The organism is Pseudoduganella sp. UC29_71 (assembly GCF_042693265.1).
Taxonomy (GTDB): domain Bacteria; phylum Pseudomonadota; class Gammaproteobacteria; order Burkholderiales; family Burkholderiaceae_D; genus Rugamonas.
This window is the reverse complement of record NZ_CP170549.1, coordinates 24,973-48,892: the sequence shown is the minus strand read 5'-3', so window position 1 is coordinate 48,892 and position 23,920 is coordinate 24,973. Positions and strand designations below refer to the sequence as shown.

Sequence of the window (23,920 nt, the reverse complement as noted above, 5' to 3'; positions counted from 1 at the left end):
GCCGGGAAATGCAAAAAGGCGCCCCGGAGGGCGCCTTTTGCTGCAAATTCAGCGAAAAACCGGCGTCGTTTATGCGTGATATGCCGATTCGCCGTGGCTGGTGATGTCCAGGCCTTCGCGTTCCTCTTCTTCCGGCACGCGCAGGCCGATGGCGATGTCCACCAGCTTGTAGGCGACGACGGACACGATGGCCGACCAGGCGATGGTGATGCCGACGGCGGTCAGCTGGGTGATCACCTGGCCGCTGATGGAGTAGTCGGCCGATGCCTTGTTGGCAACGTAGTCGAAGATGCCCTGGCCGCCCAGCGATGGCGCAGCGAACACGCCGGTCAGGATGGCGCCCAGGATACCGCCCACGCCGTGCACGCCGAACACGTCCAGCGAGTCGTCGGCGCCGATCAGGCGTTTCAGGCCGTTCACACCCCACAGGCAGACGATGCCGGCCAGCAGGCCGATCACCAGCGCGCCCATCGGGCCGACAAAACCGGCCGCCGGGGTGATGGCCACCAGGCCGGCCACGGCGCCGGACGCGCCGCCCAGCATGGAAGGCTTGCCCTTGGCGATCCATTCGCCGAACACCCACGACACGGTGGCGCAGGCGGTGGCCAGCAGGGTATTGATGAAGGCCAGCGCGGCGATGTCGCCCGCTTCCAGGGCCGAACCGGCGTTGAAGCCGAACCAGCCCACCCACAGCAGCGAGGCGCCGACCATGGTCATGGTCAGCGAGTGCGGGGCCATGGATTCGCGGCCGTAGCCGACGCGCTTGCCGATCATGATGGCGCCCACCAGGCCCGCCACGGCGGCGTTGATGTGCACCACGGTGCCGCCGGCGAAGTCCAGCGCGCCTTTCTGGAAGATGAAGCCGGCTTTCGCGCCTTCAACGGCGGCGGTGGCGGCGTCCTTGATCGCGTCCGGGCCGGTCCAGAACCAGACCATGTGGGCGATAGGCAGATAAGAGAAGGTGAACCACAGCACCATGAAGGCCAGCACGGCGGTGAACTTGGCGCGCTCGGCAAAGGCGCCGACGATCAGACCGCAGGTGATGGCGGCGAAGGTGCCCTGGAAAGCCACATAGATGAACTCGGGGATCACCACGCCCTTGCTGAAGGTGGCGGCGACGCTGAAGGCGCCCTTGACAGGGTCCCAGATGCCGTTCAGGAACAGGCGGTCGAACTTGCCGTACACCGCGTTGCCCTCGGTGAACGCCAGCGAGTAGCCGTAGCAGCACCACAGCACGATGATCAGGGAGAACACCATGAACACCTGCAGCAGCACGGACAGCATGTTTTTCGAGCGTACCAGGCCGCCGTAGAACAGGGCCAGGCCGGGGATGGTCATCAGGATTACCAGCAGGGTGGACACGAACATCCAGGCGGTGTCGCCCTTGTTCGCCACCGGCGCCGGAGCGGCTGGCGCTTCGGCTGGCGCAGCGGCAGCCGGCGCGGCGGCCGGCGCTGCTGCGGGAGCCGCCGCTGCAGCAGCGGCCGGTGCACTGGCGGCGGCCTCGGCAGGCTTGGCGTCTTGCGCGTAGCCCGGCAGAGACGCGCTAAAGGCAAACAGGACAGCTGCCCCAGCCAGCAGTTTTGTTATCGTTTTCTTCATTTCAAAGTTCCCCTTAGGCTTAGAGAGCGTCGTTGCCGGTTTCGCCGGTGCGGATACGGATAACCTGTTCCAGGTTGTAGACAAAAATCTTGCCGTCGCCGATCTTGCCGGTGCGGGCCGCGCCTTCGATGGCTTCGATGGCCTGCTCGACCACGGCATCGTCCACCGCCGCTTCGATCTTGGTCTTGGGCAGGAAGTCGACCACGTATTCAGCGCCGCGATACAACTCGGTGTGTCCCTTCTGGCGGCCGAAACCCTTCACCTCGGTGACGGTAATGCCCTGCACGTTAATCGCCGACAAGGCCTCACGGACCTCATCCAGCTTGAAGGGCTTGATAATGGCGGTAATCAGTTTCATGGGAGCCTCGCTTAGAAAGTTTTCGAAACAGTCAGCACAGCGCCCAGCTTGGCCAGGTCTTTGCCGTTGTGCGCCGAGGTGTAGACGTCGGTGGTGGCCTTGACGGCGGCCAGCGACACGGTGACCACGCCGTAATCCTTGGTCACGCCCACTTTCCAGTCGGTGTAGCTGAAATCGCTGTTGTGTTTCACCTTCTGGTGGCCCACGTGCAGGTTCAGGATGTAGCCGTCGGTGATTTCCTGGTTCACCGAAGCGTCAACATAACCGCTGTTCTTGCTGTCGGCAAAGCCGAACAGATTGGTGGTCGAGTGCGAGTACTTCAGCGTGGCCGGGCCGTAGCTGACCGCGCCGTACACTTCGAAGGTGTTGGCGCTGGGATGCAGGCCATTCGACGGGTAGAAGTAGTACAGGCCGCCCACGTCATAGCTGAAGCCGCCGCCGATGTCGCCGCGCTTGCCGCCGTAGATATCCCATTCCAGGTTCACGTCGCCGCCCGCGTCGTCGATCCACTTGATGCTGGAGGCCCAGGTGCCGACGTAGAAGCCGGTCGGATTGTTCACCCAGTCGGCGCCTGCCTGCAAGGCCGGCTTCAGGCGGGATTGCGAAATGCCGCGATAGCGGTAGTCGCTGGTCAGTGCCGCGTTGAACGACACTTCGTTGTCCGGTTTCGCCGCTGGCGCGTCTTCCGCGCGGGCCACACCGGCTCCCAGACTAGCCATCGCGAGTGTGATTGCTGCTGCAAGAGTCAGGTGCTTGGTCATGTATTTCATGGCGATATCCTTTAGTTTGAACTTTTGTAGCGGTTGCGGTTTAAAATCCAGGCTAAGCCTAAGCGTTCTACACCTCTTTAGCAGAATGCGTGCCAGCTGAGTTCTTGCAAGCTTGCAAGATAGTTAGTGGCAATTGCCTGCATGGCGGCGGGTTGCGGCGATTATCCCGCACCATATTAATGCTTAATTTACAGGCATCGCACCGGAATGGTGCGTGCCAGCCTCACACCTAGGAAATATCATGGACATGAACAACTTCTTCAACGACTTGCAAGGCAAGATCAACCAGGCCATCGAAAATTCGCCGGCCAAGGACATCGAGAAAAACGTGAAATCGATGATGACCCAGGGCTTCGCCAAGCTGGACCTGGTCACGCGCGAGGAATTCGACATCCAGGCGCAGGTGCTGGCCAAGACCCGCGCCAAGCTGGAAGCGCTGGAAACGCGCCTGGCGGAACTGGAAGCGAAGGCCGCCGCACCAAAATAAGCCAGCCTTGCGTGGCGTCAAAACGCCCTCCGGCTTGCGCGCTAAGATGGCTGATCGCGCTTTGCCGCAGGGAGGACGCCATGAGCCTTGCCGTTCTGAGAAGCCGCGCGCTGGCGGGCATGGAAGCCCCGGAAGTCAGCGTGGAAGTCCACCTGGCCAACGGCCTCCCCGCCTTCGCCATGGTGGGCCTGCCGGAAACCGAAGTGAAGGAAGCGCGCGACCGCGTGCGCGCGGCCATCCACAACGCCGGCTACGAAATGCCGGCCCAGCGCATCACCGTCAACCTGGCCCCGGCCGACCTGCCCAAGGAATCCGGCCGCTTCGATCTGCCGATCGCACTCGGCATCCTGGCCGCCTCCGGCCAGATTCCCACCTCCCCCTTGCGCGACTATGAATTCGCCGGCGAACTCTCGCTGTCGGGCGAACTGCGCCCGATACGCGGCGCGCTGGCCATGACTTACGCCATGCACCGCGCCGCGTGCGGCGCAGCCAAAAGCCGGCGCGCCTTCATCCTGCCGCTGGCCAACGCCGACGAGGCGGCGCTGGTGCGCGACGCGCACGTCTATCCCGCCACCACGCTGACGCAGGTGTGCGCCCACTTCGCCTGCCACGACGGTGCCGGCACGCTGCAGCGCCACCTGGGCGCCGCGCCGGAACTCCCGCCCGACTACCCGGACTTCTCCGACGTCAAGGGCCAGGCCACCGTCAAACGCGCGCTGGAAGTGGCGGCGGCCGGTTGCCACAGCGTGCTGCTGGTGGGGCCGCCGGGCACCGGCAAGAGCATGCTGGCGGCGCGCTTCCCCGGCTTGCTGCCCGCCATGACGGACGAGGAAGCGCTGGAGGCAGCCGCCGTGCAGTCGCTCAGCGGGGAATTCAGCGCCGCCAGCTGGAAGACCCGTCCCTTCAGGTCGCCGCACCACACCTCATCCGGCGTGGCGCTGGTGGGTGGCGGCAGCGTGCCGCATCCCGGCGAAATCTCAATGGCGCACCGGGGCGTGCTGTTTCTCGACGAGTTGCCGGAGTTCGACCGGCGCGTACTGGAAGTGCTGCGCGAGCCCATGGAGTCGGGGCGCGTCACCATTTCCAGGGCCGCGCACCGGGCCGACTTCCCGGCCCGCTTCCAGCTGCTGGCGGCCATGAACGGCTGCCCCTGCGGCTACCACGGCCATCCCGGCGGGCAGTGCCGCTGCCCGCCCGACGTCATCTCGCGCTACCAGGGCCGCATCTCCGGTCCGCTGCTGGACCGCATGGACCTGCTGCTCTCGGTCAACCCGCTCTCGCCCGAGGAGCTGGAGGCGCCTCCGGACGGCGAAAGTTCGTCCGTCATCGCCGCGCGCGTGCAGCAAGCCTGGGCCATCCAGCAGGCACGCCAGGGCAAGAGCAACCAGCTGATGGGCACGCGCGAGATCGAGCGCTATTGCAGGCTGGACCGGGCAGGCAAAGCGGTGCTGCGCGCCAGCATGCTGAAGTTCCACTGGTCGGCGCGCGCTTATCACCGGATTTTGCGGGTGGCACGCACCGTGGCGGACCTGGATCAGTCGGCCGCCATTACCGAGGCGCACGTAAGCCAGGCCATCCAGTTTCGCCGTGCCTTGCTCGATTTGTAGCGGCGATAGCGCCAATGCTTGCCGCCTGCTACCATCACAGCATGCATACCAACATTGCCACGCTCATGCGTCTCACCGCGGGCGCCGCACTGACTGCCGCCGTGCTCAGTGCCTGCAGCCCCAAATTCGACTGGCGCGACTTCCGCAGCACGGAAGCGCCCTATGCCGTGCTGTTCCCGTCCAAACCGGCCACGCACACGCGCAGCATCAGCCTCGGCGGCGAGAAGGTGAACATGCAGATGGCGGCGGCGGAAGTGGACGGCGTGACCTTTGCCGTGGGGGCCGCCGAGCTGGCCGACGCAGCCCGCGCGCAGGCTGCGATTACGGCGATGAAAACCACCATGGTGGCCAATATCGGCGGCACCATCACGTCGGAGAAGCAGGCCAGCGCGGCCTCCTCGGCCGGCGGCGCGAGCCACCAGCAGCAGTCGATCGACGTGGACGCGAAAGGCTCGCGCAACGGCGAACCGCTGCGCATGGTCGGGCGCTTCATTGCCAGGGACAAACGGGTCTATCAGCTGGTTGTGATAGGTCGGGAGAAGCACATGCTGGACGACGAGATCGATACGTTCATGCGTTCATTCAAGCTGAACTAATGTGCGATTAAGGAAGTCGTGTTATCGTTTGAACACGCACAACAAGAGTGGGGAAAGCGCCATGTTGATCACATTCAAATCCAAATCCTCTCCTGCGGTCATGATGTACAAAGAGCACGCCGAGCGCATTCTTGAGCTGTTGAACAAGAGTCCCACGCGCGGCGTGATCACGGCGGCCGAAGCGGCCGGCGCCCTGGCGGCACTGGAGCACGAAGTCGCGCTCAGCAAGCTGCACCCCGACCAGGACATTGAGCACCACCAGGACAAGACCCACTCCACCGAGGCGCTGGAAGACGACGCCGCGCTGGTTGAAAAACAGCACATCGGCTTCGCGGCCCGCGTGTTTCCCTTGCTGGAGATGCTGCGCGCCGCCATTTCGGATGGGCACGACATTGTTTGGGGAGTCTAGACGAAAAAAAGCCCCACCGGCACTGAGCGCGATCTTGAGCGCGTTCAGGCTGATGGGGCTTTTTAATATAACTAGCCTGACGATAACCTACTTTCACACTGGTTGCAGCACTATCATCGGCGCAAAATCGTTTCACGGTCCTGTTCGGGATGGGAAGGGGTGGGACCGATTTGCTATGGTCATCAGGCTTTGACTTGTCAGCTTTGCGGCGCTTGGGCGCCGCAACAGCAAAATTTGGAAGAATTCAGATTTATTAGTAGCGATTGCGTATCAACTACGCACAACATGCGCACTTCTCGCCTACAACTTATCAATGTTATAGGGACAAGCCTTACGGGCAATTAGTACTGGTTAGCTTAATGCATTACTGCACTTCCACACCCAGCCTATCAACGTCCTGGTCTCGAACGACCCTTCAAGGAGCTTAAAGCTCCGGGAAATCTCATCTCAAGGCAAGTTTCCCGCTTAGATGCTTTCAGCGGTTATCTCTTCCGAACTTAGCTACCCGGCAATGCCACTGGCGTGACAACCGGTACACCAGAGGTTCGTCCACTCCGGTCCTCTCGTACTAGGAGCAGCCCCCTTCAAATTTCCAACGCCCACGGCAGATAGGGACCAAACTGTCTCACGACGTTTTAAACCCAGCTCACGTACCACTTTAAATGGCGAACAGCCATACCCTTGGGACCGGCTACAGCCCCAGGATGTGATGAGCCGACATCGAGGTGCCAAACTCCCCCGTCGATATGAACTCTTGGGAGGAATCAGCCTGTTATCCCCAGAGTACCTTTTATCCGTTGAGCGATGGCCCTTCCATACAGAACCACCGGATCACTATGTCCTACTTTCGTACCTGCTCGACTTGTCGGTCTCGCAGTTAAGCACGCTTATGCCATTGCACTATTAGCACGATGTCCGACCGTACCTAGCGTACCTTCGAACTCCTCCGTTACACTTTAGGAGGAGACCGCCCCAGTCAAACTGCCTACCATGCACTGTCCCCGATCCGGATCACGGACCAAGGTTAGAACCTCAAACAAACCAGGGTGGTATTTCAAGGTTGGCTCCACGGGAACTGGCGTCCCCGCTTCAAAGCCTCCCACCTATCCTACACAGATTGGTTCAAAGTCCAATGCAAAGCTACAGTAAAGGTTCATGGGGTCTTTCCGTCTAGCCGCGGGTAGATTGCATCATCACAAACACTTCAACTTCGCTGAGTCTCGGGAGGAGACAGTGTGGCCATCGTTACGCCATTCGTGCAGGTCGGAACTTACCCGACAAGGAATTTCGCTACCTTAGGACCGTTATAGTTACGGCCGCCGTTTACTGGGACTTCAATCAAGAGCTTGCACCCCATCATTTAATCTTCCAGCACCGGGCAGGCGTCACACCCTATACGTCCACTTTCGTGTTTGCAGAGTGCTGTGTTTTTATTAAACAGTCGCAGCCACCAGTTTATTGCAACCCTTTCGCCCTACTGAAGTAAATCAGCCAAGCTACCGGGGCGTACCTTTTCCCGAAGTTACGGTACCAATTTGCCGAGTTCCTTCTCCCGAGTTCTCTCAAGCGCCTTAGAATACTCATCTCGCCCACCTGTGTCGGTTTGCGGTACGGTCTCGTATGACTGAAGCTTAGAGGCTTTTCTTGGAACCACTTCCGATTGCTACGCGAACAAGTCCGCTCGTCCCGCTCCCTTGAATTGCGCACCCGGATTTGCCTAAGTGCCTTCTATGAAGCAGAAACTGACTATTCCAACAGTCAGACAACCTTCCGCGATCCGTCCCCCCATCGCATCATACGACGGTGCAGGAATATTAACCTGCTTCCCATCAGCTACGCATCTCTGCCTCGCCTTAGGGGCCGACTCACCCTGCTCCGATGAACGTTGAACAGGAAACCTTGGGCTTACGGCGTGGGGGCTTTTCACCCCCATTATCGCTACTCATGTCAGCATTCGCACTTCTGATACCTCCAGCATCCTTTACAAGACACCTTCGCAGGCTTACAGAACGCTCTCCTACCATATGCTTACGCATATCCGCAGCTTCGGTGACTGGCTTAGCCCCGTTACATCTTCCGCGCAGGACGACTCGATCAGTGAGCTATTACGCTTTCTTTAAATGATGGCTGCTTCTAAGCCAACATCCTGACTGTTTTAGCCTTCCCACTTCGTTTTCCACTTAGCCAATCTTTGGGACCTTAGCTGGCGGTCTGGGTTGTTTCCCTCTTGACGCCGGACGTTAGCACCCGACGTCTGTCTCCCAAGCTCGCACTCATCGGTATTCGGAGTTTGCAATGGTTTGGTAAGTCGCGATGACCCCCTAGCCATAACAGTGCTCTACCCCCGATGGTGATACTTGAGGCACTACCTAAATAGTTTTCGGAGAGAACCAGCTATTTCCAAGTTTGTTTAGCCTTTCACCCCTACCCACAGCTCATCCCCTAATTTTTCAACATTAGTGGGTTCGGTCCTCCAGTGCGTGTTACCGCACCTTCAACCTGGCCATGGGTAGATCACTTGGTTTCGGGTCTACACCCAGCGACTGGCGCCCTGTTCGGACTCGATTTCTCTACGGCTCCCCAATCTGGTTAACCTTGCCACTGAATGTAAGTCGCTGACCCATTATACAAAAGGTACGCAGTCACGGAACAAGTCCGCTCCTACTGTTTGTATGCACACGGTTTCAGGATCTATTTCACTCCCCTCCCGGGGTTCTTTTCGCCTTTCCCTCACGGTACTGGTTCACTATCGGTCGATTACGAGTATTTAGCCTTGGAGGATGGTCCCCCCATCTTCAGACAGGATTTCTCGTGTCCCGCCCTACTTGTCGCATACTTAGTTCCACACGTCGCATTTCGTGTACGGGGCTATCACCCGCTATGGCCGCCATTTCCAGGGCGTTCCACTATGCGTCATGCTAAATCATGCAGGCTCATCCCATTTCGCTCGCCACTACTTTGGGAATCTCGGTTGATTTATTTTCCTGCAGCTACTTAGATGTTTCAGTTCGCCGCGTTCGCTTTGCATGCCTATGTATTCAGCATGCAATGACCTATAAGGCCGGGTTTCCCCATTCGGAAATCCTCGGATCAAAGCTTGTTTGTCAGCTCCCCGAGGCTTATCGCAGACTTCTACGTCCTTCATCGCCTGTAATCGCCAAGGCATCCACCATGTGCACTTATTCACTTGTCCCTATAACATTGATTCCTTGCGACTAACAAAGAACCGTTACAAAGCAAGAAGTACTACGTTGTTGCGTTTGTTGATACATACAATCACTACCCTCGTTTAATCTTGCGATCAAACGAAAATAATAAATCTTTACTTCTTCCAAATTTTTAAAGAACGATTACTACACTTACCGAAAACCCGTAGTCTTGAGTAAATGCAGTGGTGGAGGATGACGGGATCGAACCGACGACCCCCTGCTTGCAAAGCAGGTGCTCTCCCAGCTGAGCTAATCCCCCAATGGCATTACCAATGAGACTGGTAGGGCTGGTTGGACTCGAACCAACGACCCCCGCGTTATCAACACGGTGCTCTAACCAGCTGAGCTACAGCCCCATTACTGTTCCTTAATCTTCAACAGCCGATAAGTGTGAGCGTTTGGCGTGGCGCCATACTCTAGAAAGGAGGTGATCCAGCCGCACCTTCCGATACGGCTACCTTGTTACGACTTCACCCCAGTCACGAATCCTACCGTGGTAAGCGCCCTCCTTGCGGTTAAGCTACCTACTTCTGGTAAAACCCGCTCCCATGGTGTGACGGGCGGTGTGTACAAGACCCGGGAACGTATTCACCGCGACATGCTGATCCGCGATTACTAGCGATTCCAACTTCATGCAGTCGAGTTGCAGACTACAATCCGGACTACGATACACTTTCTGGGATTAGCTCCCCCTCGCGGGTTGGCGGCCCTCTGTATGTACCATTGTATGACGTGTGAAGCCCTACCCATAAGGGCCATGAGGACTTGACGTCATCCCCACCTTCCTCCGGTTTGTCACCGGCAGTCTCATTAGAGTGCCCTTTCGTAGCAACTAATGACAAGGGTTGCGCTCGTTGCGGGACTTAACCCAACATCTCACGACACGAGCTGACGACAGCCATGCAGCACCTGTGTAAAGGTTCCCTTTCGGGCACTCCCCAATCTCTCGGGGATTCCTTCCATGTCAAGGGTAGGTAAGGTTTTTCGCGTTGCATCGAATTAATCCACATCATCCACCGCTTGTGCGGGTCCCCGTCAATTCCTTTGAGTTTTAATCTTGCGACCGTACTCCCCAGGCGGTCTACTTCACGCGTTAGCTGCGTTACCAAGTCAATTAAGACCCGACAACTAGTAGACATCGTTTAGGGCGTGGACTACCAGGGTATCTAATCCTGTTTGCTCCCCACGCTTTCGTGCATGAGCGTCAATCTTGACCCAGGGGGCTGCCTTCGCCATCGGTGTTCCTCCACATCTCTACGCATTTCACTGCTACACGTGGAATTCTTACCCCCCTCTGCCAGATTCTAGCCTTGCAGTCTCCATCGCCATTCCCAGGTTGAGCCCGGGGATTTCACGACAGACTTACAAAACCGCCTGCGCACGCTTTACGCCCAGTAATTCCGATTAACGCTTGCACCCTACGTATTACCGCGGCTGCTGGCACGTAGTTAGCCGGTGCTTATTCTTCAGGTACCGTCATTAGACATGGATATTAGCCACGCCCGTTTCTTCCCTGACAAAAGAGCTTTACAACCCGAAGGCCTTCTTCACTCACGCGGCATTGCTGGATCAGGCTTGCGCCCATTGTCCAAAATTCCCCACTGCTGCCTCCCGTAGGAGTCTGGACCGTGTCTCAGTTCCAGTGTGGCTGGTCGTCCTCTCAGACCAGCTACTGATCGATGCCTTGGTAGGCCTTTACCCTACCAACTAGCTAATCAGATATCGGCCGCTCCAGGAGCACAAGGCCTTGCGGTCCCCTGCTTTCATCCTTGGATCGTATGCGGTATTAGCGTAACTTTCGCTACGTTATCCCCCACTCTTGGGTACGTTCCGATATATTACTCACCCGTTCGCCACTCGTCAGCGGAGCAAGCTCCCTGTTACCGTTCGACTTGCATGTGTAAAGCATGCCGCCAGCGTTCAATCTGAGCCAGGATCAAACTCTTCAGTTCAATCTCTGTTTTTCGATATCTCTATCGAGGTCGCTCACTCAAAATACTGACGATTCCTTCTTTCGAAGGTCACGTTTAATATATTGTGTAAGCGTTTAATAATTTGAGCTAAGAGGCTTGCGCCTCCGGCATCATCATCAAACGCCCACACTTATCGACTGTTAATTTTTAAAGATCTGCTGCGCTTGACAAAGCGTTTTGTTTGTCAGCAGCGAAGAAGGAAGAGTATGAAGCGTTTCGCTTTCTTCGTCAACCCCCTCTTTTTCGCCTGCGCTGCGAAGTTCAGTAGCGCGGGGACAGAACTATAGCAAGTCCCTGTCCCATAGGCAAGCGCTATTTCAGGTTCATGTAAGGTGATGGCATCAGGCTTGCTAAGTAGAAGGAAACGGCACGGCTAACGGCCCTGGCGTGGCATTTGATCCGTCCCGGCTGTACCAGAACGGATCAAATGCTCCATTTAGCAACACCCGGCAGTAAAAAAAACGCCGCGTCAGACGGCCCATTAAAGGAATCGGAGATATGTACCAGCCAACCGCCACCAATGCCGCTCCAGATATGGCCGGCATCATCAGTACTTCGCACGAGCGCTCGCTCGCCTTTGGGCTCTGCCCTGAAAGCAAGCTGGAATTAAGCGCGCTCCCCAACAGCGAACTGTCGCTGCTGATAGAGCAGAACAAGATGCTGCATACCCATGCGCTGCCCGCCATGGAGACGCTGTACCAGCAAATCATCAACACCCACAACATGGTGCTGCTGACCGATGCGAACGGCGTCATCCTGCATTCGCTGGGCGATGCCGACTTTCTGGAGAAGGCCAACCGCGTGGCGCTGCAGCCCGGCGCGGCGTGGTCCGAGCAGTGCCGGGGCACCAATGCGATCGGCACCGCCATCGCGGAAAAGAGCCCGGCCCTGGTGCATGCGGACCAGCACTACCTGCAGGCCAATCATTTCCTCACCTGCTCCGCCGCGCCTATCACCGACCACCACGGCAACGTGGTCGGCGTGCTGGACGTCTCTGGCGACCAGCGCAGCTACCACAAGCACACCATGGCGCTGGTGCGCATGTCTGCGCTGATGATAGAGAACCAGCTGTTCCAGGCCACGTTCGAAGATTCGATCACGCTGCACTTCCATACGCGGTCCGAATTCATCGGCACGCTGATGGAGGGCATCGCCTCCTTCACGCCCGGCGGGCGCTTCCTGTCCGCCAACCGCAGTGGCCTGTTCCAGCTGGGCCTGAGCTACGCAGCGCTGCAGACGCACACTTTCAACTCGCTGTTCGGCCTGCCTGTGTCCGCGCTGTTCGACCACTATCGTACCGCCGCCCCCAGCCTGCTCAACCTGTGCATGCACAACGGCGTGCGCGTGTACGGCCGCGCCCAGCTGCGCCTGGGCAGCAGCCACTTCCAGCATGTGCTGGCCACGCCGCAGGAGGGCGATGCGGCGGCGCCGGCCTGCAGCGCCGCCATCCGCGCTGCATGCGGCGAACGCTGCGCGCAAGCTGTCCGGCCTGCGGTACCTGCGCACCGGCGATCCGCAGCTGGAACTGGTGATCGACAAGGTAACGCGCGTGCTGGGCAAGGACATCCCCATCATGATCATGGGCGAAACCGGCACCGGCAAGGAGTTGCTGGCCCAGGCCATCCACAACGACTCGCCGCGCGGCCAGGGGCCGTTCATCCCTGTCAACTGCGCGTCGATCCCGGAAACGCTGATCGAATCCGAACTGTTCGGCTACGAGGATGGCGCCTTTACCGGCGCCCGCAAAAAAGGCGCGGTGGGCCGCATCCTGCAGGCCAACGGCGGCACGCTGTTCCTGGACGAGATCGGCGACATGCCATACAGCCTGCAGGCCAGGCTGCTGCGCGTGCTGCAGGAACGCATGGTGACGCCGCTGGGCAGCAGCAAATCCATCCCGGTCAACGTGGAAGTGATCTGCGCCACCAACCACAACCTGCGCGAGCGCATCGCCAAGGGCCTGTTCCGGGAAGACCTTTACTACCGCCTGAACGGCCTGGTGGTGAAGCTGCCGCCGCTGCGCGAGCGCACCGACCTGGAAACGGTGGTGAAGAAGATTATCGCCATCGAGTCAGGCAGCACGCACTACACGGTGGCGCCGGAGATGCTGCAGCTGTTCCGCTGCCACAAATGGCCGGGCAACTTCCGCCAGTTGACCAATCTGCTGCGCACGGCCATCGTGATGGCGGGCGACGAGCGCGAGATCTCGCAGCGTCATATGCCGGACGACTTCCTCGACGATATCGCCGCAGCAGACCCGCCATGCGCCGCCGAGCCGCCGGGCGCGGCGGCGCATGTGCACCTGATGGCCAGCGGCGCTAGACTGGAGGACGTGGAATACTCGCTGATCCAGAAGACGCTGGCGGCGCACGGCGGCAACGTGTCGGCCACGGCGCGCGCGCTGGGTGTCTCGCGCAACACCATCTACCGCAAGATGCCGCATCTGAAATAGAAGGCTCATGCGCGCCCCGCTGCGGCGGCGAAACCGGCGGTGCGGCGCGCGTGTCCCTGCTTGTCCACGGTGAGCAGGTCGATGCCGGGCAGGCGGCCGGCCAGCGCATGCGCCTTCTTCTCCCCCATCACCATGAACGCCGTGGACAGGCCGTCCGCCAGCAGCGCGGACGGCGCCAGCACAGTGGCGCTGGCCAGCTCGGGCGGCGAGTCGCCGCGCTCAGGGTCCAGGATGTGGTGGTGCACGCGGTCCTGTGTAAACACGGACTCGTAGTCGCCAGAGGTGGCAATGCAGCGGTCGCGCGCCAGCAGGATGTCGGTGCAAGCCTGCGCGTCGCGCGGGTCGCGTATGCCCAGCGTCCACGGCGTGCCGGACGGCTTGGCGCCGCTGGCGGCGAATTCGCCCGTATCCAGCAACGCGTTGCGGATGCCGTGGCGGCGCAGCGCCGCCAGCGCCAGGTCGGCGGCATAGCCCTGGGCCAGGCCGTTGAGTGTGAGCGCCATGCCGGGCTGCAGGAAACGCACTTCGGCGCGCCGGAACGCAAGCTGGCGCCAGCCCACCAGCGCACGCGCCTGGCGCAGCGCCGCAGCATCGGGGAGCGCTCCGCGCTGCGCGGCTTCCGCGTACGCCAGCCACAGCGGCTGTACCGTGACGTCGAACGCGCCGTCCGTCATCTGCGACAGCGCGCGCGCCTGCGCCAGTACCAGCAGCAGGCGCGCGTCCGGAGCGCGCAGCACGCCGTCCCGGTTCAGCTGGTAGACCTGGCTGGCGGTATGGTAAATCGACATCAGGCGGTCCACGGACTGGGCTTCGTGCAGGGCCGCACTCATCGCTGCCTGCGCGGCGGCGCCGTCGGTGTGGACCACGGTGACCGTCACCGTCGTGCCGAAGGCCTGGGCAGCGTCGGTGTACAGCCGGGCGCCGTTTGCAGCCGCCCCGCCCCCGGCGCCGGCCAGCACGCCCATGGACGCGGCCAGGAATGTCCGTCTCTTCATGATGCCCTCTCCCTCGCGCTTTCGCGCACAATCGGAATGAAATTGCTACGCTTGCGCTCCAGCAGCAACGGCGCGCACAGGTCTTCGCTGTCATGGATGACGACGCAATCCAGGCACTGGAAGCACTCGTCGTAGTCGATGCGCCCGGCCGGCGCAATGGCCTGGTAGCCGCAGCGGTGGCGGCAGGTCTGGCAGGGCTGGCCGCATTCGCTGCGGCGCGGCAGCCAGTCCAGCAGCCTGCTGCGCCCGAGCAGCGCGAGGCCGGCGCCCAGCGGGCACAGATAGCGGCAGAAGGCGCGGAACCAGACGGCGCTCAACAGCACCATGCCGGCGGCGTAGGCCGCGTAGGGCCAGCTACGCACGAAGCTCAGCGTGATGGCGGTCTTGAAGGGTTCGAGCTCCAGCAGCTTATCCAGTGTGGCGGCCGCCGGCGCGGTGGCCGGCGCCACGACAGCAGCAGCAGCAGCGCCTCCGCCAGTGCCAGCGGCGGGGACAGCGGCAACCGTGGTGCGCGTGCCGCCGGCGGCGTCCGCCAGCGTCCCTTCCAGCGCGGCACTGGATGCGATCGCCACGTTAACAGCGATGGCAGCAAGCGCCACGAACTTCAGCCATTTGATCTGCCGGTCCGCCTTGCTGCGCAAGCGTATCTGCGGCAGCCGCAGCCAGCGCCCGAGCCGCGCACCGAATTCCTGCAGCGCGCCGAAGGGGCACAGCCAGCCGCAATAGGTGCCGCGTCCCCAGAACAGCAGCGCCAGCAACGCAAACGTCCATACCATCAGCGTAGCCGGATCGAACAGCAGATACTCCAGGCTGCGGCCCGCCGCCAGTGCCTGTGCCGCGCCGGTGAGGTTGACGATGGACAGCTGCGCCTGCGCCCAGTAGCCGATAAAGCCCACGGTGAACAGCAGGTAGGCGGTGCGGAAGCGCGCCAGCCACAGGCTGCGCGCGGCCAGGCGGCGCTGCAGCGCCAGCGCGACGGCCAATACCAGCAAGCCTGCGGCAAGCACGCCCAGTTCCGTTCCCTGCGCGCGCCACACGCTGCGCCACGGCGTTTCGGCCGGCGCACCGACGATATAGAAGCGTTCCGGCAAGCGGTATTGCAGGGGCAGCTCGCGCGTGATGCGCTCGGGGTAGACGATGCCTTTGCTGCGCGTGATGGGCAGCGCAAAGTCGAGCGCCAGGCCGGGGTCCAGGCCGGCTTGCGAAATGACGCGGAATACCGCGATGCGGGCGTCGCCGAAGGTGGCGCCTTCCTTCAGCGCCATCTCCATGTCCAGGTCGCGCAGTTCGAGCGGCAAGCCGTGCTGGCGCAGGACCAGCCGTTCAGGCACGCTGCCTGGGACGAATTCTTCCGGCATCAGCGTGTGGCGTCCGGACCAGATCGCGAGCACGGCGTGGTCGCCCGGTTCGAGCCGCGCCGCCAGCTTGTTCCAGCTGCGCGGGGCCAGCAGGCTGCGGCCCACTGCGGGAAGGGACACATAGGCCAGGCGCAAGTCCATGAACACGGCATCCGGATTGCGCAGCGCTTCCGCATCCAGCCCGGCGCCGGCCGTGTCGCGGAACATCGCCTCCACCTGCCGGTTGGTCACACGCAGCTGTTGCACCAGCCCCTGCGCCACCATGCGGTCGAGGCTGAGCGTCTCGTCCAGGTCCGTGCGCAGGCGGGCGGAATGCGCCGGGTCACGCCCGGCGGCAAAGCCGAGCCGCGCGCGCGCCACTTTCAGCGCAGAAGACAGCACGCTCTGGTTGATGATGCGCACCGATGCCGTGGCCTTGGCCACGCCGTCCAGGTGCACTTCCCGCGCGGCGCTGCTGCCGTCCTTGCCGCCAATGCGGATGGAACTGGCCAATGGCACGCCTTTGTACTGCGACAGGAACTGGGCCAGCGGCGCTTCGCCCAAGCCTTCCAGGAATACCGGTTCGTGGTGCGACAGCACGGACACGCCGAGAAACGCGCCCTTCGCGTCCAGCGCGATCAGCAAATTGGGCGGCACGCCGGCAAAGCCGGGCACCGGCGCCAGGTCGAGCGACTCGAACACGTAGCCAACCAATTCGGTTGCCGTGGCGTTCTGCCGGTACAGCGGCCAGACCGGCAGCGCCGCGTCGCGCTCGCCCACCATCAGCGGCGCGGGAAAGCGCTGCGCCACGGCGGCGCGGTCCAGCACACCGGCCGCCGCCGGCGCGGCCGGGGCCAGCGCCAGCAAGACGAGTGCCAATCCGAGCACCAGCGCGAATGCCTGCGGCACCATGCGGCGCAGGAAGACGGGCAGTGAGTGTGCCATGGCCGCGCCCCGGTACATCAGAAGAAGATGATGCCGCCGAGCGAAGCGCCGCTCATCTTCGCTTCGCTGCCGTTGAAGCCCTTGGAGCGGGTCTGCCCCACTTCGCCCACCAGCGTAATGGCGCTGTTGAGCGTGTAGTACGCGCCCAGCGTGAGGTTGGCGTTCGACTTCAGGCCGCCCGTGCCGACGTTGTTGTCGCTGTTCTTGCTGATGCCGTAGCCCAGGCCCAGCTTCATCTTGTCGGTGGCCTTGTAGGTGCCCTGCACGAAGTAGTTGCGCGCCTTGGTTTCACCCTGGTCCGCATCGGACAGCACGCCCAGGCCCTTGCCGCCCTGGAAGTTGGCCAGCAAGCCAAGCGCGCCTTCGTTGTACGAGGCGCCCGCCTCGTAGGCGCTCATGGTGAAGTCCTTCACCCCGGCCGTGACCGATTCGAACTTCTGGCCCTTGGCGCCCAGCCATGCCTTGATGCCGCCCGCGCTCCAGGTCAGCTGCCCTTGCAGCTGCGGGCTGGTCTTGGTCGAATACACCGAAGGCGTGAGCAGGGGCGTATCCGACACGGGGCTCACCAGGGCCACATCGACGCCGAAACCGCTGCTCTTCGGCGAGCTGTAGGCGATCTGGCCGTAGTAGCCGACGTAGCTGTAGCCGGCGCCGATGTGGCCCAGCGTGACGCGGCCGCGCTGCGTGGCCTGGACCGGTGCGCCGGCGCCGATCAGCGTCATGTCGCCGAAGATGGCGCCGGCGCCAAACAAGCCGTTGTCGCGGCCCATCTTGATGGTGCCCATTTCAGCGGTGCCGAAGGTGAAGTAGGCCTGACGCACGTCCACGTTGCTGTTCTGGCTGATGGCGCTGTCGGTGGCGGTGGCGTGGTAGATGCCGATCAGCGCCTTCACGTCGTAGCCGCCGAGGTTGGAGCTGGCGGACGTCACGAGGCCATTGGGCAGCAGGCCGTTGCCGATGGTGCTGCGGTCATCCTGTCCGCCGCAACCCAGGCCTTTGCTGGCCAGCGCCAGCCCGCCGACCGCGTCGCCGGAGCAGGACACCTGGGTGTAGTAGGCGTTGACGATGCCGCCCACGCCGACGGTCCAGTCGCCTGCCTTGAAATCCACTGCACCGGCGTGCTGCGCTGCGAACGTGGCTGCGGCCATGCCGCCCATGATGATCTTTTTCATTCCAGTCTCCCTTGGTTTTATGGTTGGATACATCTCGATTGATGTACCCGTCCAAGGGCAATTAGCGTGCCGGGTTCGCGGCAGAGGGAAAGTCCTGCGGCGCGGCGCTGTTCCTGTGCTGTTTCTGTGCCATTACGGACCAGCAGCGCGCCGCAGGTGTCCCTATTTTCTACACCGCCTTGGCCAGCTGATCGAGGATGGCGGGGTTCTCCAGCGTGGACACGTCCTGCGTCACTTCACCGCCCTGCGCCAGCACGCGCAGCAAGCGGCGCATGATTTTTCCGGAGCGGGTTTTCGGCAGCTGGTCGCCGAAGCGCACGTCCTTGGGCTTGGCGATCGGGCCGATTTCCTTGGCCACCCAGTTGCGCAGCTCCTGCGCCAGCGCCTTCGCATCCGCGCCGCCGGGCCGCGCCTTCTTCAGCACAACGAAGGCGCAGATCGATTCGCCGGTGGTGTCGTCGGGCTTGCCCACCACGGCCGCTTCGGCCACCTGCGGATGCGCCACCAGCGCGGACTCGATTTCCATCGTGCCCATGCGGTGGCCGGAGACGTTGAGCACATCGTCGATGCGGCCGGTGATGGTGAAGTAGCCGCTGTGCTGGTCGCGCACGGCGCCGTCGCCGGCCAGGTACAGCGTGCCGCCCAGCTCCTCCGGGAAGTAGCTGCTGCGGTAGCGCTTGGGGTTGTTCCAGATGGTGCGTATCATCGACGGCCACGGACGCTTCACCACCAGGATGCCGCCCTGCCCGTCCGGCACGTCGTGTCCCGCCTCGTCCACGATGGCGGCCATGATGCCGGGCAGCGGCAGCGTGCACGAACCCGGCACCAGCGGCGTGGCGCCCGGCAGCGGCGTGATCATGTGGCCGCCCGTTTCGGTCTGCCAGAAGGTATCGACGATGGGGCAGCGCTCGCCGCCCACGTTGACGTGATACCAGCGCCAGGCCTCGGGGTTGATCGGCTCGCCGACGGAGCCGAGCAGGCGCAGAGTGGACAGGTCGTAATTGCGCGGATGCGTGGCGGGGTCCATGTCGGAGGCCTTGATCAGCGAACGGATCGCGGTGGGCGCGGTGTAGAAGATGCTCACGCCATGGCGCGCAATGGTCTGCCAGAAGCGGCCCGCGTCCGGATAGGTCGGCACGCCCTCGAAGATCACCTGCGTGGCCGCCACCGCCGTCGGACCGTAGGCAATGTAGCTGTGACCTGTGACCCAGCCGATATCGGCGGTGCACCAGTACACGTCGTCCGGCTTGATGTCGAAGCTCCACTTCATCGTCAGCGCGGCCCAGAGCAGATAGCCGCCGCTGGAATGCTGCACGCCCTTGGGCGTGCCGGTGGAGCCGGAGGTGTACAGGATGAACAGCGGATGCTCGGCCTCCACCCACTCCGGTTCGCATTGCTCCGGCTGGTCAGCCATCAGGTCGTGCAGCCAGATATCGCGGTCCGACACGTGCGTGACGCCGCCGCCGGTGCGCTGGTACACCACCACGTGTTTGACGCAGCCGCAACCGCCCAGCGCCAGCGCCTCGTCCACGATGGATTTCAGCGGCAGGCGCTTGCCGCCGCGCAGTTGCTCGTCCTGCGTGATGACGGCCACCGCGCCGGCATCGACGATGCGCTCCTGCAGCGCCTTGGCGGAGAAGCCGCCGAACACCACCGAGTGCGTGGCGCCGATGCGCGCGCAGGCCAGCATGGCAGCCACGCCCTCGACCGACATGGCCATGTAGATCACCACCCGGTCGCCCTTGCCGACGCCGCGCGCGCGCAAGCCGTTGGCGATGCGGCACACCCGGGCGTGCAGGCCACGGTAGGTGACGTGCGAGAAAGCGCCGTCGTCGGCTTCGAAGATGATGGCGGTCTTGTCGCCCAGGCCGTTTTCGATGTGGCGGTCCAGGCAGTTGTAGGAAACGTTCAGGCGGCCGTCGTCGAACCAGCGGTAGAACGGCGCGCCGCTTTCGTCCAGCACGCGCGTGAAGGGCACCTGCCAGTCCAGGTTGGCGCGGGCCAGCATGCCCCAGTAGCCTTCGTAATCCTTCTCGGCGTGCGCGCACAAGGCCTCGTAGGCGGCCATGTCGGGAATGGCCGCGTGCGCGGAGAATGCGCGCGGCGGCATGTAAGTCGTTTGCATTTGCTACCCTCTCAAAAAAAACTGACGACCGAAGCCGTCAGAAAAAGACACCAGGCACTTGGATTCGTTTATTTCATCAGCTTGAACACCCACACCGAGCCGCCCTGCTCCAGGAAGTTGACCTTCTTGGCCACTTCCCCGCCCCACAGCGGCACCGCGCCGCCCCAGCCGGAGACCACGGCCACGTATTGCACTCCGCCGTCCTGCCAGGTGACCGGGGGCGCCACCACGCCGGAGCCGGTCTGGAACTTCCACAGTTCCTTGCCGGTCTTGGCGTCCAGCGCTTTCAGGTAGCCTTCCGGCGTGCCGTAGAAGACCAGGCCGCCGGCCGTGGTCATCACGCCGCCCCACAAGGGCGCGGTGTTCTTCACTTCCCAGGCGATCTTGCCGGTCTTGGGGTCGATCGCGCGCAGCGCGCCGATGTAGTCGTCAAACAGCGGCCGGATGGTGAAGCCCGCGCCCAGGTAGGCGCCGCCTTTCTTGTAGCTGATCGGCTCATTCCAGATGTCCATGCCCCACTCGTTGGCGGGCACGTAGAACAGCTTGGTCTGCGGGCTGTACGCCATCGGCATCTGGTTCTTCGCGCCCAAGAAGGCCGGCGCGGCGAACACGGTCTTGCCCTTCTTGCCTTCCTCGCCCTTGGTCGGGTCGCCGGGGCGGCCGTCAGGGGTGTACTTGGGACGGCCGGTTTCCAGGTCGATGCCGGTGGCCCAGGTGATTTTCTTCACGTAGGGGAAAGCGTTCTGCAGCTTGCCGGTGGCCGCGTCGTTCACGTAGAAGAAGCCGTTGCGGTCGGCCTTGCCGCCGTAGCGCTTGCCGTCCATGTCGAAGGTGACGAACTCGTTGGCGCCATCGAAGTCCCAGGCGTCGTTCGGCGTGTTCTGGTAGCTCCACTTGATCTGGCCCGTGGTCACGTCCAGCGCCACGGTGGACGAGGAGTACAGGTTGTCGCCGGGGCGCAGGTGGCTGTTCCACGGGGCCGGATTGCCGGTGCCGAAGTAGGCCAGCCCAGTGGCGGGATCGTAGGTGCCGCCCATCCAGGTGGACGCGCCGCCGGTTTTCCACAGGTCGCCCGGCCAGCTCTTGTTGGGCGTACCGGTGACGCCGTTATCGCTGGCGTTGCCGTCCTTGTCGTACTTGTGGCCCATATGGCCTTCCACCGTGGGGCGCGACCATACCAGCTCGCCCGTCCTCGGATTGCGCGCCTCCACGCGGCCGACGATGCCGAACTCGCCGCCGGAGACGCCGGTCAGCAGCAGGCCCTTGGCGATCAGCGGCGCGGCCGTCATTGAGTAGCCGGCGGCGTAATCGTCCACCTTCTCCTTCCAGACGATCTTGCCCGTGTCCTGGTCCAGCGCCACCAGCTGCGCGTCCAGCGTGCCGAAGATGACCAGGTTGTCGAACAGCGCGGCGCCGCGGTTGACCACGTCGCAGCACGGCATGATGCCGTCCGGCAGGCGGTGCTCATACTTCCACAGCTTGGCGCCGGTCTTCAGGTCCACCGCGAAGATGCGCGAGTACGATGCGGTGACGAACATTTTGCCGTTGTGGATCAGCGGCTGCGACTCCTGGCCGCGCTGCTTCTCGCCGCCGAAGGAGAACGACCAGGCCGGCGTCAGCCTGGCCACGTTGCCGGTGTTGATTTGCGCCAGCGGCGAATAGCGCTGTCCCTCCGAGCCCATGCCGAACGACAGCACCGACGAGGTATTCTTTGACGCCGCTTCCAGCATGCCGGTGGTGACAGCCGCGCCGCCCGCCGCAGACGCCAGGCCCATGCCGCCTGACGCCAGCAGCGCAGCCGATAACGATGCGATGACAGTTTTTTGCATTTTTATCTCCTCAATTCTTCCCATGTTTTTATAAAAGACCCAGTTCCTTGCATTCCTCGTCGGTGAACAGGCGCGAGCGCGTGAGAAAGCGGCGCCCGGTGCCGTTATCGAGTGAAAACATGCCGCCGTTGCCCGGCACCACGTCGATAATCAATTGCGTGTGCTCCCAGTAGCCAAACTGCTCCAACCCCATGTAGAACGGCGCGCCGCCCAGGTTGCCCAGATAGACGTCGGTGTCGCTCAGATTGAATTCGCCGGCCTGGTAGCACATCGGCGTGCTGCCGTCACAGCAGCCGCCGGACTGGAAGAACATGATCGGTCCGTGACGGTGACGCAGTTCGGCGATCATTTCCAGTGCGGGGCCAGTCGCGAGAACGCGGGCTACGGCTGCTTTCATGGCTGCCTCTCAGAAGAAGCCCAGCGCGTTCGGGCTGTAGCTCACCAGCAGGTTCTTGGTCTGCTGGTAATGGTCCAGCATCATCTTGTGGTTTTCGCGGCCGATGCCGGACTGCTTGTAGCCGCCGAAGGCAGCGTGCGCGGGATACAGGTGGTAGCAGTTGGTCCATACGCGGCCGGCCTGGATGCCGCGGCCGATGCGGAAGGCGCGCGCGCCGTCGCGGGTCCACACGCCGGCGCCCAGGCCGTACAGCGTGTCGTTAGCGATGCGCAGCGCATCCGCCTCGTCCTTGAAGGTGGTCACCGACACCACCGGTCCGAAGATCTCTTCCTGGAAGATGCGCATGGTGTTGTCGCCCTTGAACACGGTCGGGGTGACGTAGTAGCCGCCTTCCAGGTCGCCGTTCTGCACATTGCGCGCGCCGCCGGCCAGCAGCTGGGCGCCTTCCTGCTTGCCGATGTCCATATAGGACAGGATCTTCTCCAGCTGCTCCAGCGACGCCTGCGCACCGATCATGGTGGACGAGTCGAGCGGGTTGCCCTGCTTGATGGCGGCCACGCGCTTCAGCGCGCGCTCGATGAACGCTTCGTAGATCGATTCCTGGATCAGCACGCGCGACGGGCAGGTGCACACCTCGCCCTGGTTCAGCGCGAACATGGCGAAGCCTTCCAGGCATTTATCGAAGAATTCGTCATCGGCGGCCATCACGTCTTCGAAGAAGATGTTGGGCGACTTGCCGCCCAGTTCCAGCGTGACCGGGATCAGGTTCTGCGCGGCGTATTGCATGATCAGGCGGCCGGTGCCGGTTTCGCCGGTGAAGGCGATCTTGGCGATGCGCTTGCTGGAGGCCAGCGGCTTGCCCGCTTCCAGGCCGAAGCCGTTGACGATATTCAGCACGCCCGGCGGCAGCAGGTCGCCGATCAGTTCCACCAGCACCATGATGGAAGCAGGCGTCTGCTCGGCCGGTTTCAGCACCACGCAGTTGCCGGCCGCCAGCGCGGGCGCCAGCTTCCACACCGCCATCAGGATGGGGAAGTTCCACGGGATGATCTGGCCGACCACGCCCAGCGGCTCATGGAAGTGGTAGGCATAGGTGGTGTCGTCGATCTGCGCGACCGAGCCTTCCTGCGCGCGGATGCAGCCGGCGAAATAGCGGAAATGGTCGATCGCCAGCGGAATGTCGGCCGCCAGGGTTTCGCGGATAGGCTTGCCGTTGTCGATGGTTTCGGCCGTGGCGATGAGCTGCAGGTTCTGCTCCATGCGGTCCGCGATGCGGTTCAGGATATTGGCGCGCTCGGCCTGCGAGGTCTTGCCCCAGGCTTCCTTGGCGGCGTGCGCGGCATCCAGCGCGATCTCCACGTCTTCCGCCGTGGAGCGCGCGATCTCGCAGAACGGCAGGCCGGTGATCGGAGTCAGGTTGGCGAAGTACTCGCCTTTCACCGGCGCGACGAACTTGCCGCCGATGTAGTTGTCGTAGCGTTGCTTGAAAGGGTTGGCGACGCCCAGTTTGTTGATATCCGCGAGATTCATGTCATCCTCTTTCTTCAGTGTGGGTTGGACTTACACCCTCTATTCCGCAAACACCGTGCCAGCCCCGCCTGGGGCAAAAACGGCAGCGGCGCTGTTGCAGGCTGCTCCAAAGTTGAACAGGTGTTGCGCA

14 protein-coding genes, 2 tRNA genes, 3 rRNA genes and 1 pseudogene are annotated in these 23,920 nt (G+C 62.4%); 5 read left to right on the top strand and 15 right to left on the bottom strand.

Annotated elements, in window-relative coordinates:
* Window positions 1–69: 69 nt before the first annotated feature.
* The 3 genes from ACFJI2_RS00185 to ACFJI2_RS00175 are packed head-to-tail and all read right to left on the bottom strand — an operon-like array spanning window position 70 to window position 2,730.
* Complete coding sequence (locus tag ACFJI2_RS00185) at window positions 70–1,602, bottom strand: ammonium transporter (protein ID WP_377703243.1); 1,533 nt, start codon at window positions 1,600–1,602, stop codon at window positions 70–72.
* Window positions 1,603–1,621: 19 nt separating this feature from the next.
* The gene (locus ACFJI2_RS00180) at window positions 1,622–1,960 is read right to left on the bottom strand and encodes a P-II family nitrogen regulator (protein ID WP_107878151.1); all 339 of its coding nucleotides are present in this window, start codon (window positions 1,958–1,960) and stop codon (window positions 1,622–1,624) included.
* Between the two features lie 11 nt (window positions 1,961–1,971).
* Window positions 1,972–2,730 carry a TorF family putative porin gene (locus ACFJI2_RS00175; protein ID WP_107878153.1) on the bottom strand — a complete coding sequence of 253 codons (759 nt, stop codon included), beginning with the start codon at window positions 2,728–2,730 and terminating at the stop codon, window positions 1,972–1,974.
* A gap of 241 nt (window positions 2,731–2,971) precedes the next feature.
* On the opposite strand from ACFJI2_RS00175, the gene ACFJI2_RS00170 reads away from it, so the two are divergent.
* The 4 genes from ACFJI2_RS00170 to ACFJI2_RS00155 all read left to right on the top strand — a co-directional run bounded on the left by ACFJI2_RS00170 (window position 2,972) and on the right by ACFJI2_RS00155 (window position 5,829).
* The gene (locus ACFJI2_RS00170) at window positions 2,972–3,217 is read left to right on the top strand and encodes an accessory factor UbiK family protein (protein WP_028833888.1); all 246 of its coding nucleotides are present in this window, start codon (window positions 2,972–2,974) and stop codon (window positions 3,215–3,217) included.
* Window positions 3,218–3,297: 80 nt separating this feature from the next.
* On the top strand, window positions 3,298–4,824 hold the full coding sequence (locus ACFJI2_RS00165) for a YifB family Mg chelatase-like AAA ATPase (protein ID WP_377703242.1): 1,527 nt from the start codon (window positions 3,298–3,300) through the stop codon (window positions 4,822–4,824).
* A gap of 41 nt (window positions 4,825–4,865) precedes the next feature.
* Complete coding sequence (locus ACFJI2_RS00160) at window positions 4,866–5,420, top strand: hypothetical protein (protein ID WP_377703241.1); 555 nt, start codon at window positions 4,866–4,868, stop codon at window positions 5,418–5,420.
* 61 nt (window positions 5,421–5,481) lie between these two features.
* Complete coding sequence (locus ACFJI2_RS00155) at window positions 5,482–5,829, top strand: DUF1840 domain-containing protein (RefSeq protein ID WP_028833891.1); 348 nt, start codon at window positions 5,482–5,484, stop codon at window positions 5,827–5,829.
* Window positions 5,830–5,903: 74 nt separating this feature from the next.
* Here ACFJI2_RS00155 and rrf read toward each other — a convergent pair.
* From rrf to ACFJI2_RS00130, 5 genes are all read right to left on the bottom strand, one after another.
* Window positions 5,904–6,016: ribosomal RNA gene (gene rrf / locus ACFJI2_RS00150) — 5S ribosomal RNA — on the bottom strand.
* Window positions 6,017–6,149: 133 nt separating this feature from the next.
* A 23S ribosomal RNA gene (locus ACFJI2_RS00145) occupies window positions 6,150–9,022 on the bottom strand.
* 199 nt (window positions 9,023–9,221) lie between these two features.
* Window positions 9,222–9,297, bottom strand: a tRNA-Ala gene (locus tag ACFJI2_RS00140).
* 20 nt (window positions 9,298–9,317) lie between these two features.
* Window positions 9,318–9,394: transfer RNA gene (locus ACFJI2_RS00135), tRNA-Ile, on the bottom strand.
* A 64-nt stretch (window positions 9,395–9,458) separates the two neighbouring features.
* Window positions 9,459–10,990, bottom strand: a 16S ribosomal RNA gene (locus ACFJI2_RS00130).
* Together the 16S, 23S and 5S rRNA genes with 2 tRNA genes alongside form the textbook arrangement of a ribosomal RNA operon.
* A 555-nt stretch (window positions 10,991–11,545) precedes the next feature.
* Between ACFJI2_RS00130 and ACFJI2_RS00125 the strand changes: the two are divergent.
* Window positions 11,546–13,460 (top strand): annotated as a pseudogene (locus ACFJI2_RS00125) (sigma-54-dependent Fis family transcriptional regulator).
* A gap of 5 nt (window positions 13,461–13,465) precedes the next feature.
* Here the strand turns inward: ACFJI2_RS00125 and ACFJI2_RS00120 are convergent.
* From ACFJI2_RS00120 to adh, 7 genes are all read right to left on the bottom strand, one after another.
* Window positions 13,466–14,455 (bottom strand): FAD:protein FMN transferase, encoded by a 990-nt coding sequence (locus tag ACFJI2_RS00120; RefSeq protein WP_377703240.1) that lies wholly within the window; start codon window positions 14,453–14,455, stop codon window positions 13,466–13,468.
* Window positions 14,452–16,737 carry a 4Fe-4S binding protein gene (locus ACFJI2_RS00115; RefSeq protein WP_377703239.1) on the bottom strand — a complete coding sequence of 762 codons (2,286 nt, stop codon included), beginning with the start codon at window positions 16,735–16,737 and terminating at the stop codon, window positions 14,452–14,454. The genes ACFJI2_RS00120 and ACFJI2_RS00115 overlap by 4 nt, the downstream gene beginning before the upstream one ends.
* Before the next feature lie 17 nt (window positions 16,738–16,754).
* Window positions 16,755–17,909, bottom strand: coding sequence for a porin (locus tag ACFJI2_RS00110; protein WP_377703238.1), 1,155 nt, complete (start codon window positions 17,907–17,909; stop codon window positions 16,755–16,757).
* 169 nt (window positions 17,910–18,078) lie between these two features.
* The gene (gene acs / locus ACFJI2_RS00105) at window positions 18,079–20,034 is read right to left on the bottom strand and encodes an acetate--CoA ligase (protein WP_377703237.1); all 1,956 of its coding nucleotides are present in this window, start codon (window positions 20,032–20,034) and stop codon (window positions 18,079–18,081) included.
* Between the two features lie 68 nt (window positions 20,035–20,102).
* On the bottom strand, window positions 20,103–21,863 hold the full coding sequence (locus ACFJI2_RS00100) for a PQQ-dependent methanol/ethanol family dehydrogenase (protein WP_377703236.1): 1,761 nt from the start codon (window positions 21,861–21,863) through the stop codon (window positions 20,103–20,105).
* Between the two features lie 28 nt (window positions 21,864–21,891).
* Complete coding sequence (locus tag ACFJI2_RS00095) at window positions 21,892–22,260, bottom strand: DUF779 domain-containing protein (protein WP_107878112.1); 369 nt, start codon at window positions 22,258–22,260, stop codon at window positions 21,892–21,894.
* Between the two features lie 9 nt (window positions 22,261–22,269).
* Window positions 22,270–23,790, bottom strand: a complete 1,521-nt coding sequence (gene adh, locus ACFJI2_RS00090) for an aldehyde dehydrogenase (protein WP_107878110.1) — start codon at window positions 23,788–23,790, stop codon at window positions 22,270–22,272.
* Window positions 23,791–23,920 lie beyond the last annotated feature (130 nt).

Coding starts and splice junctions, on each gene's coding strand:
- acs (WP_377703237.1), bottom strand. CDS start 20,034: ATGCAAACGACTTACATGCCGCCGCGCGCATTCTCCGCGCACGCGGCC.
- ACFJI2_RS00115 (WP_377703239.1), bottom strand. CDS start 16,737: ATGGCACACTCACTGCCCGTCTTCCTGCGCCGCATGGTGCCGCAGGCA.
- ACFJI2_RS00155 (WP_028833891.1), top strand. CDS start 5,482: ATGTTGATCACATTCAAATCCAAATCCTCTCCTGCGGTCATGATGTAC.
- ACFJI2_RS00100 (WP_377703236.1), bottom strand. CDS start 21,863: ATGCAAAAAACTGTCATCGCATCGTTATCGGCTGCGCTGCTGGCGTCA.
- ACFJI2_RS00175 (WP_107878153.1), bottom strand. CDS start 2,730: ATGAAATACATGACCAAGCACCTGACTCTTGCAGCAGCAATCACACTC.
- ACFJI2_RS00110 (WP_377703238.1), bottom strand. CDS start 17,909: ATGAAAAAGATCATCATGGGCGGCATGGCCGCAGCCACGTTCGCAGCG.
- ACFJI2_RS00180 (WP_107878151.1), bottom strand. CDS start 1,960: ATGAAACTGATTACCGCCATTATCAAGCCCTTCAAGCTGGATGAGGTC.
- ACFJI2_RS00160 (WP_377703241.1), top strand. CDS start 4,866: ATGCATACCAACATTGCCACGCTCATGCGTCTCACCGCGGGCGCCGCA.
- ACFJI2_RS00185 (WP_377703243.1), bottom strand. CDS start 1,602: ATGAAGAAAACGATAACAAAACTGCTGGCTGGGGCAGCTGTCCTGTTT.
- ACFJI2_RS00165 (WP_377703242.1), top strand. CDS start 3,298: ATGAGCCTTGCCGTTCTGAGAAGCCGCGCGCTGGCGGGCATGGAAGCC.
- ACFJI2_RS00095 (WP_107878112.1), bottom strand. CDS start 22,260: ATGAAAGCAGCCGTAGCCCGCGTTCTCGCGACTGGCCCCGCACTGGAA.
- ACFJI2_RS00170 (WP_028833888.1), top strand. CDS start 2,972: ATGGACATGAACAACTTCTTCAACGACTTGCAAGGCAAGATCAACCAG.
- ACFJI2_RS00120 (WP_377703240.1), bottom strand. CDS start 14,455: ATGAAGAGACGGACATTCCTGGCCGCGTCCATGGGCGTGCTGGCCGGC.
- adh (WP_107878110.1), bottom strand. CDS start 23,790: ATGAATCTCGCGGATATCAACAAACTGGGCGTCGCCAACCCTTTCAAG.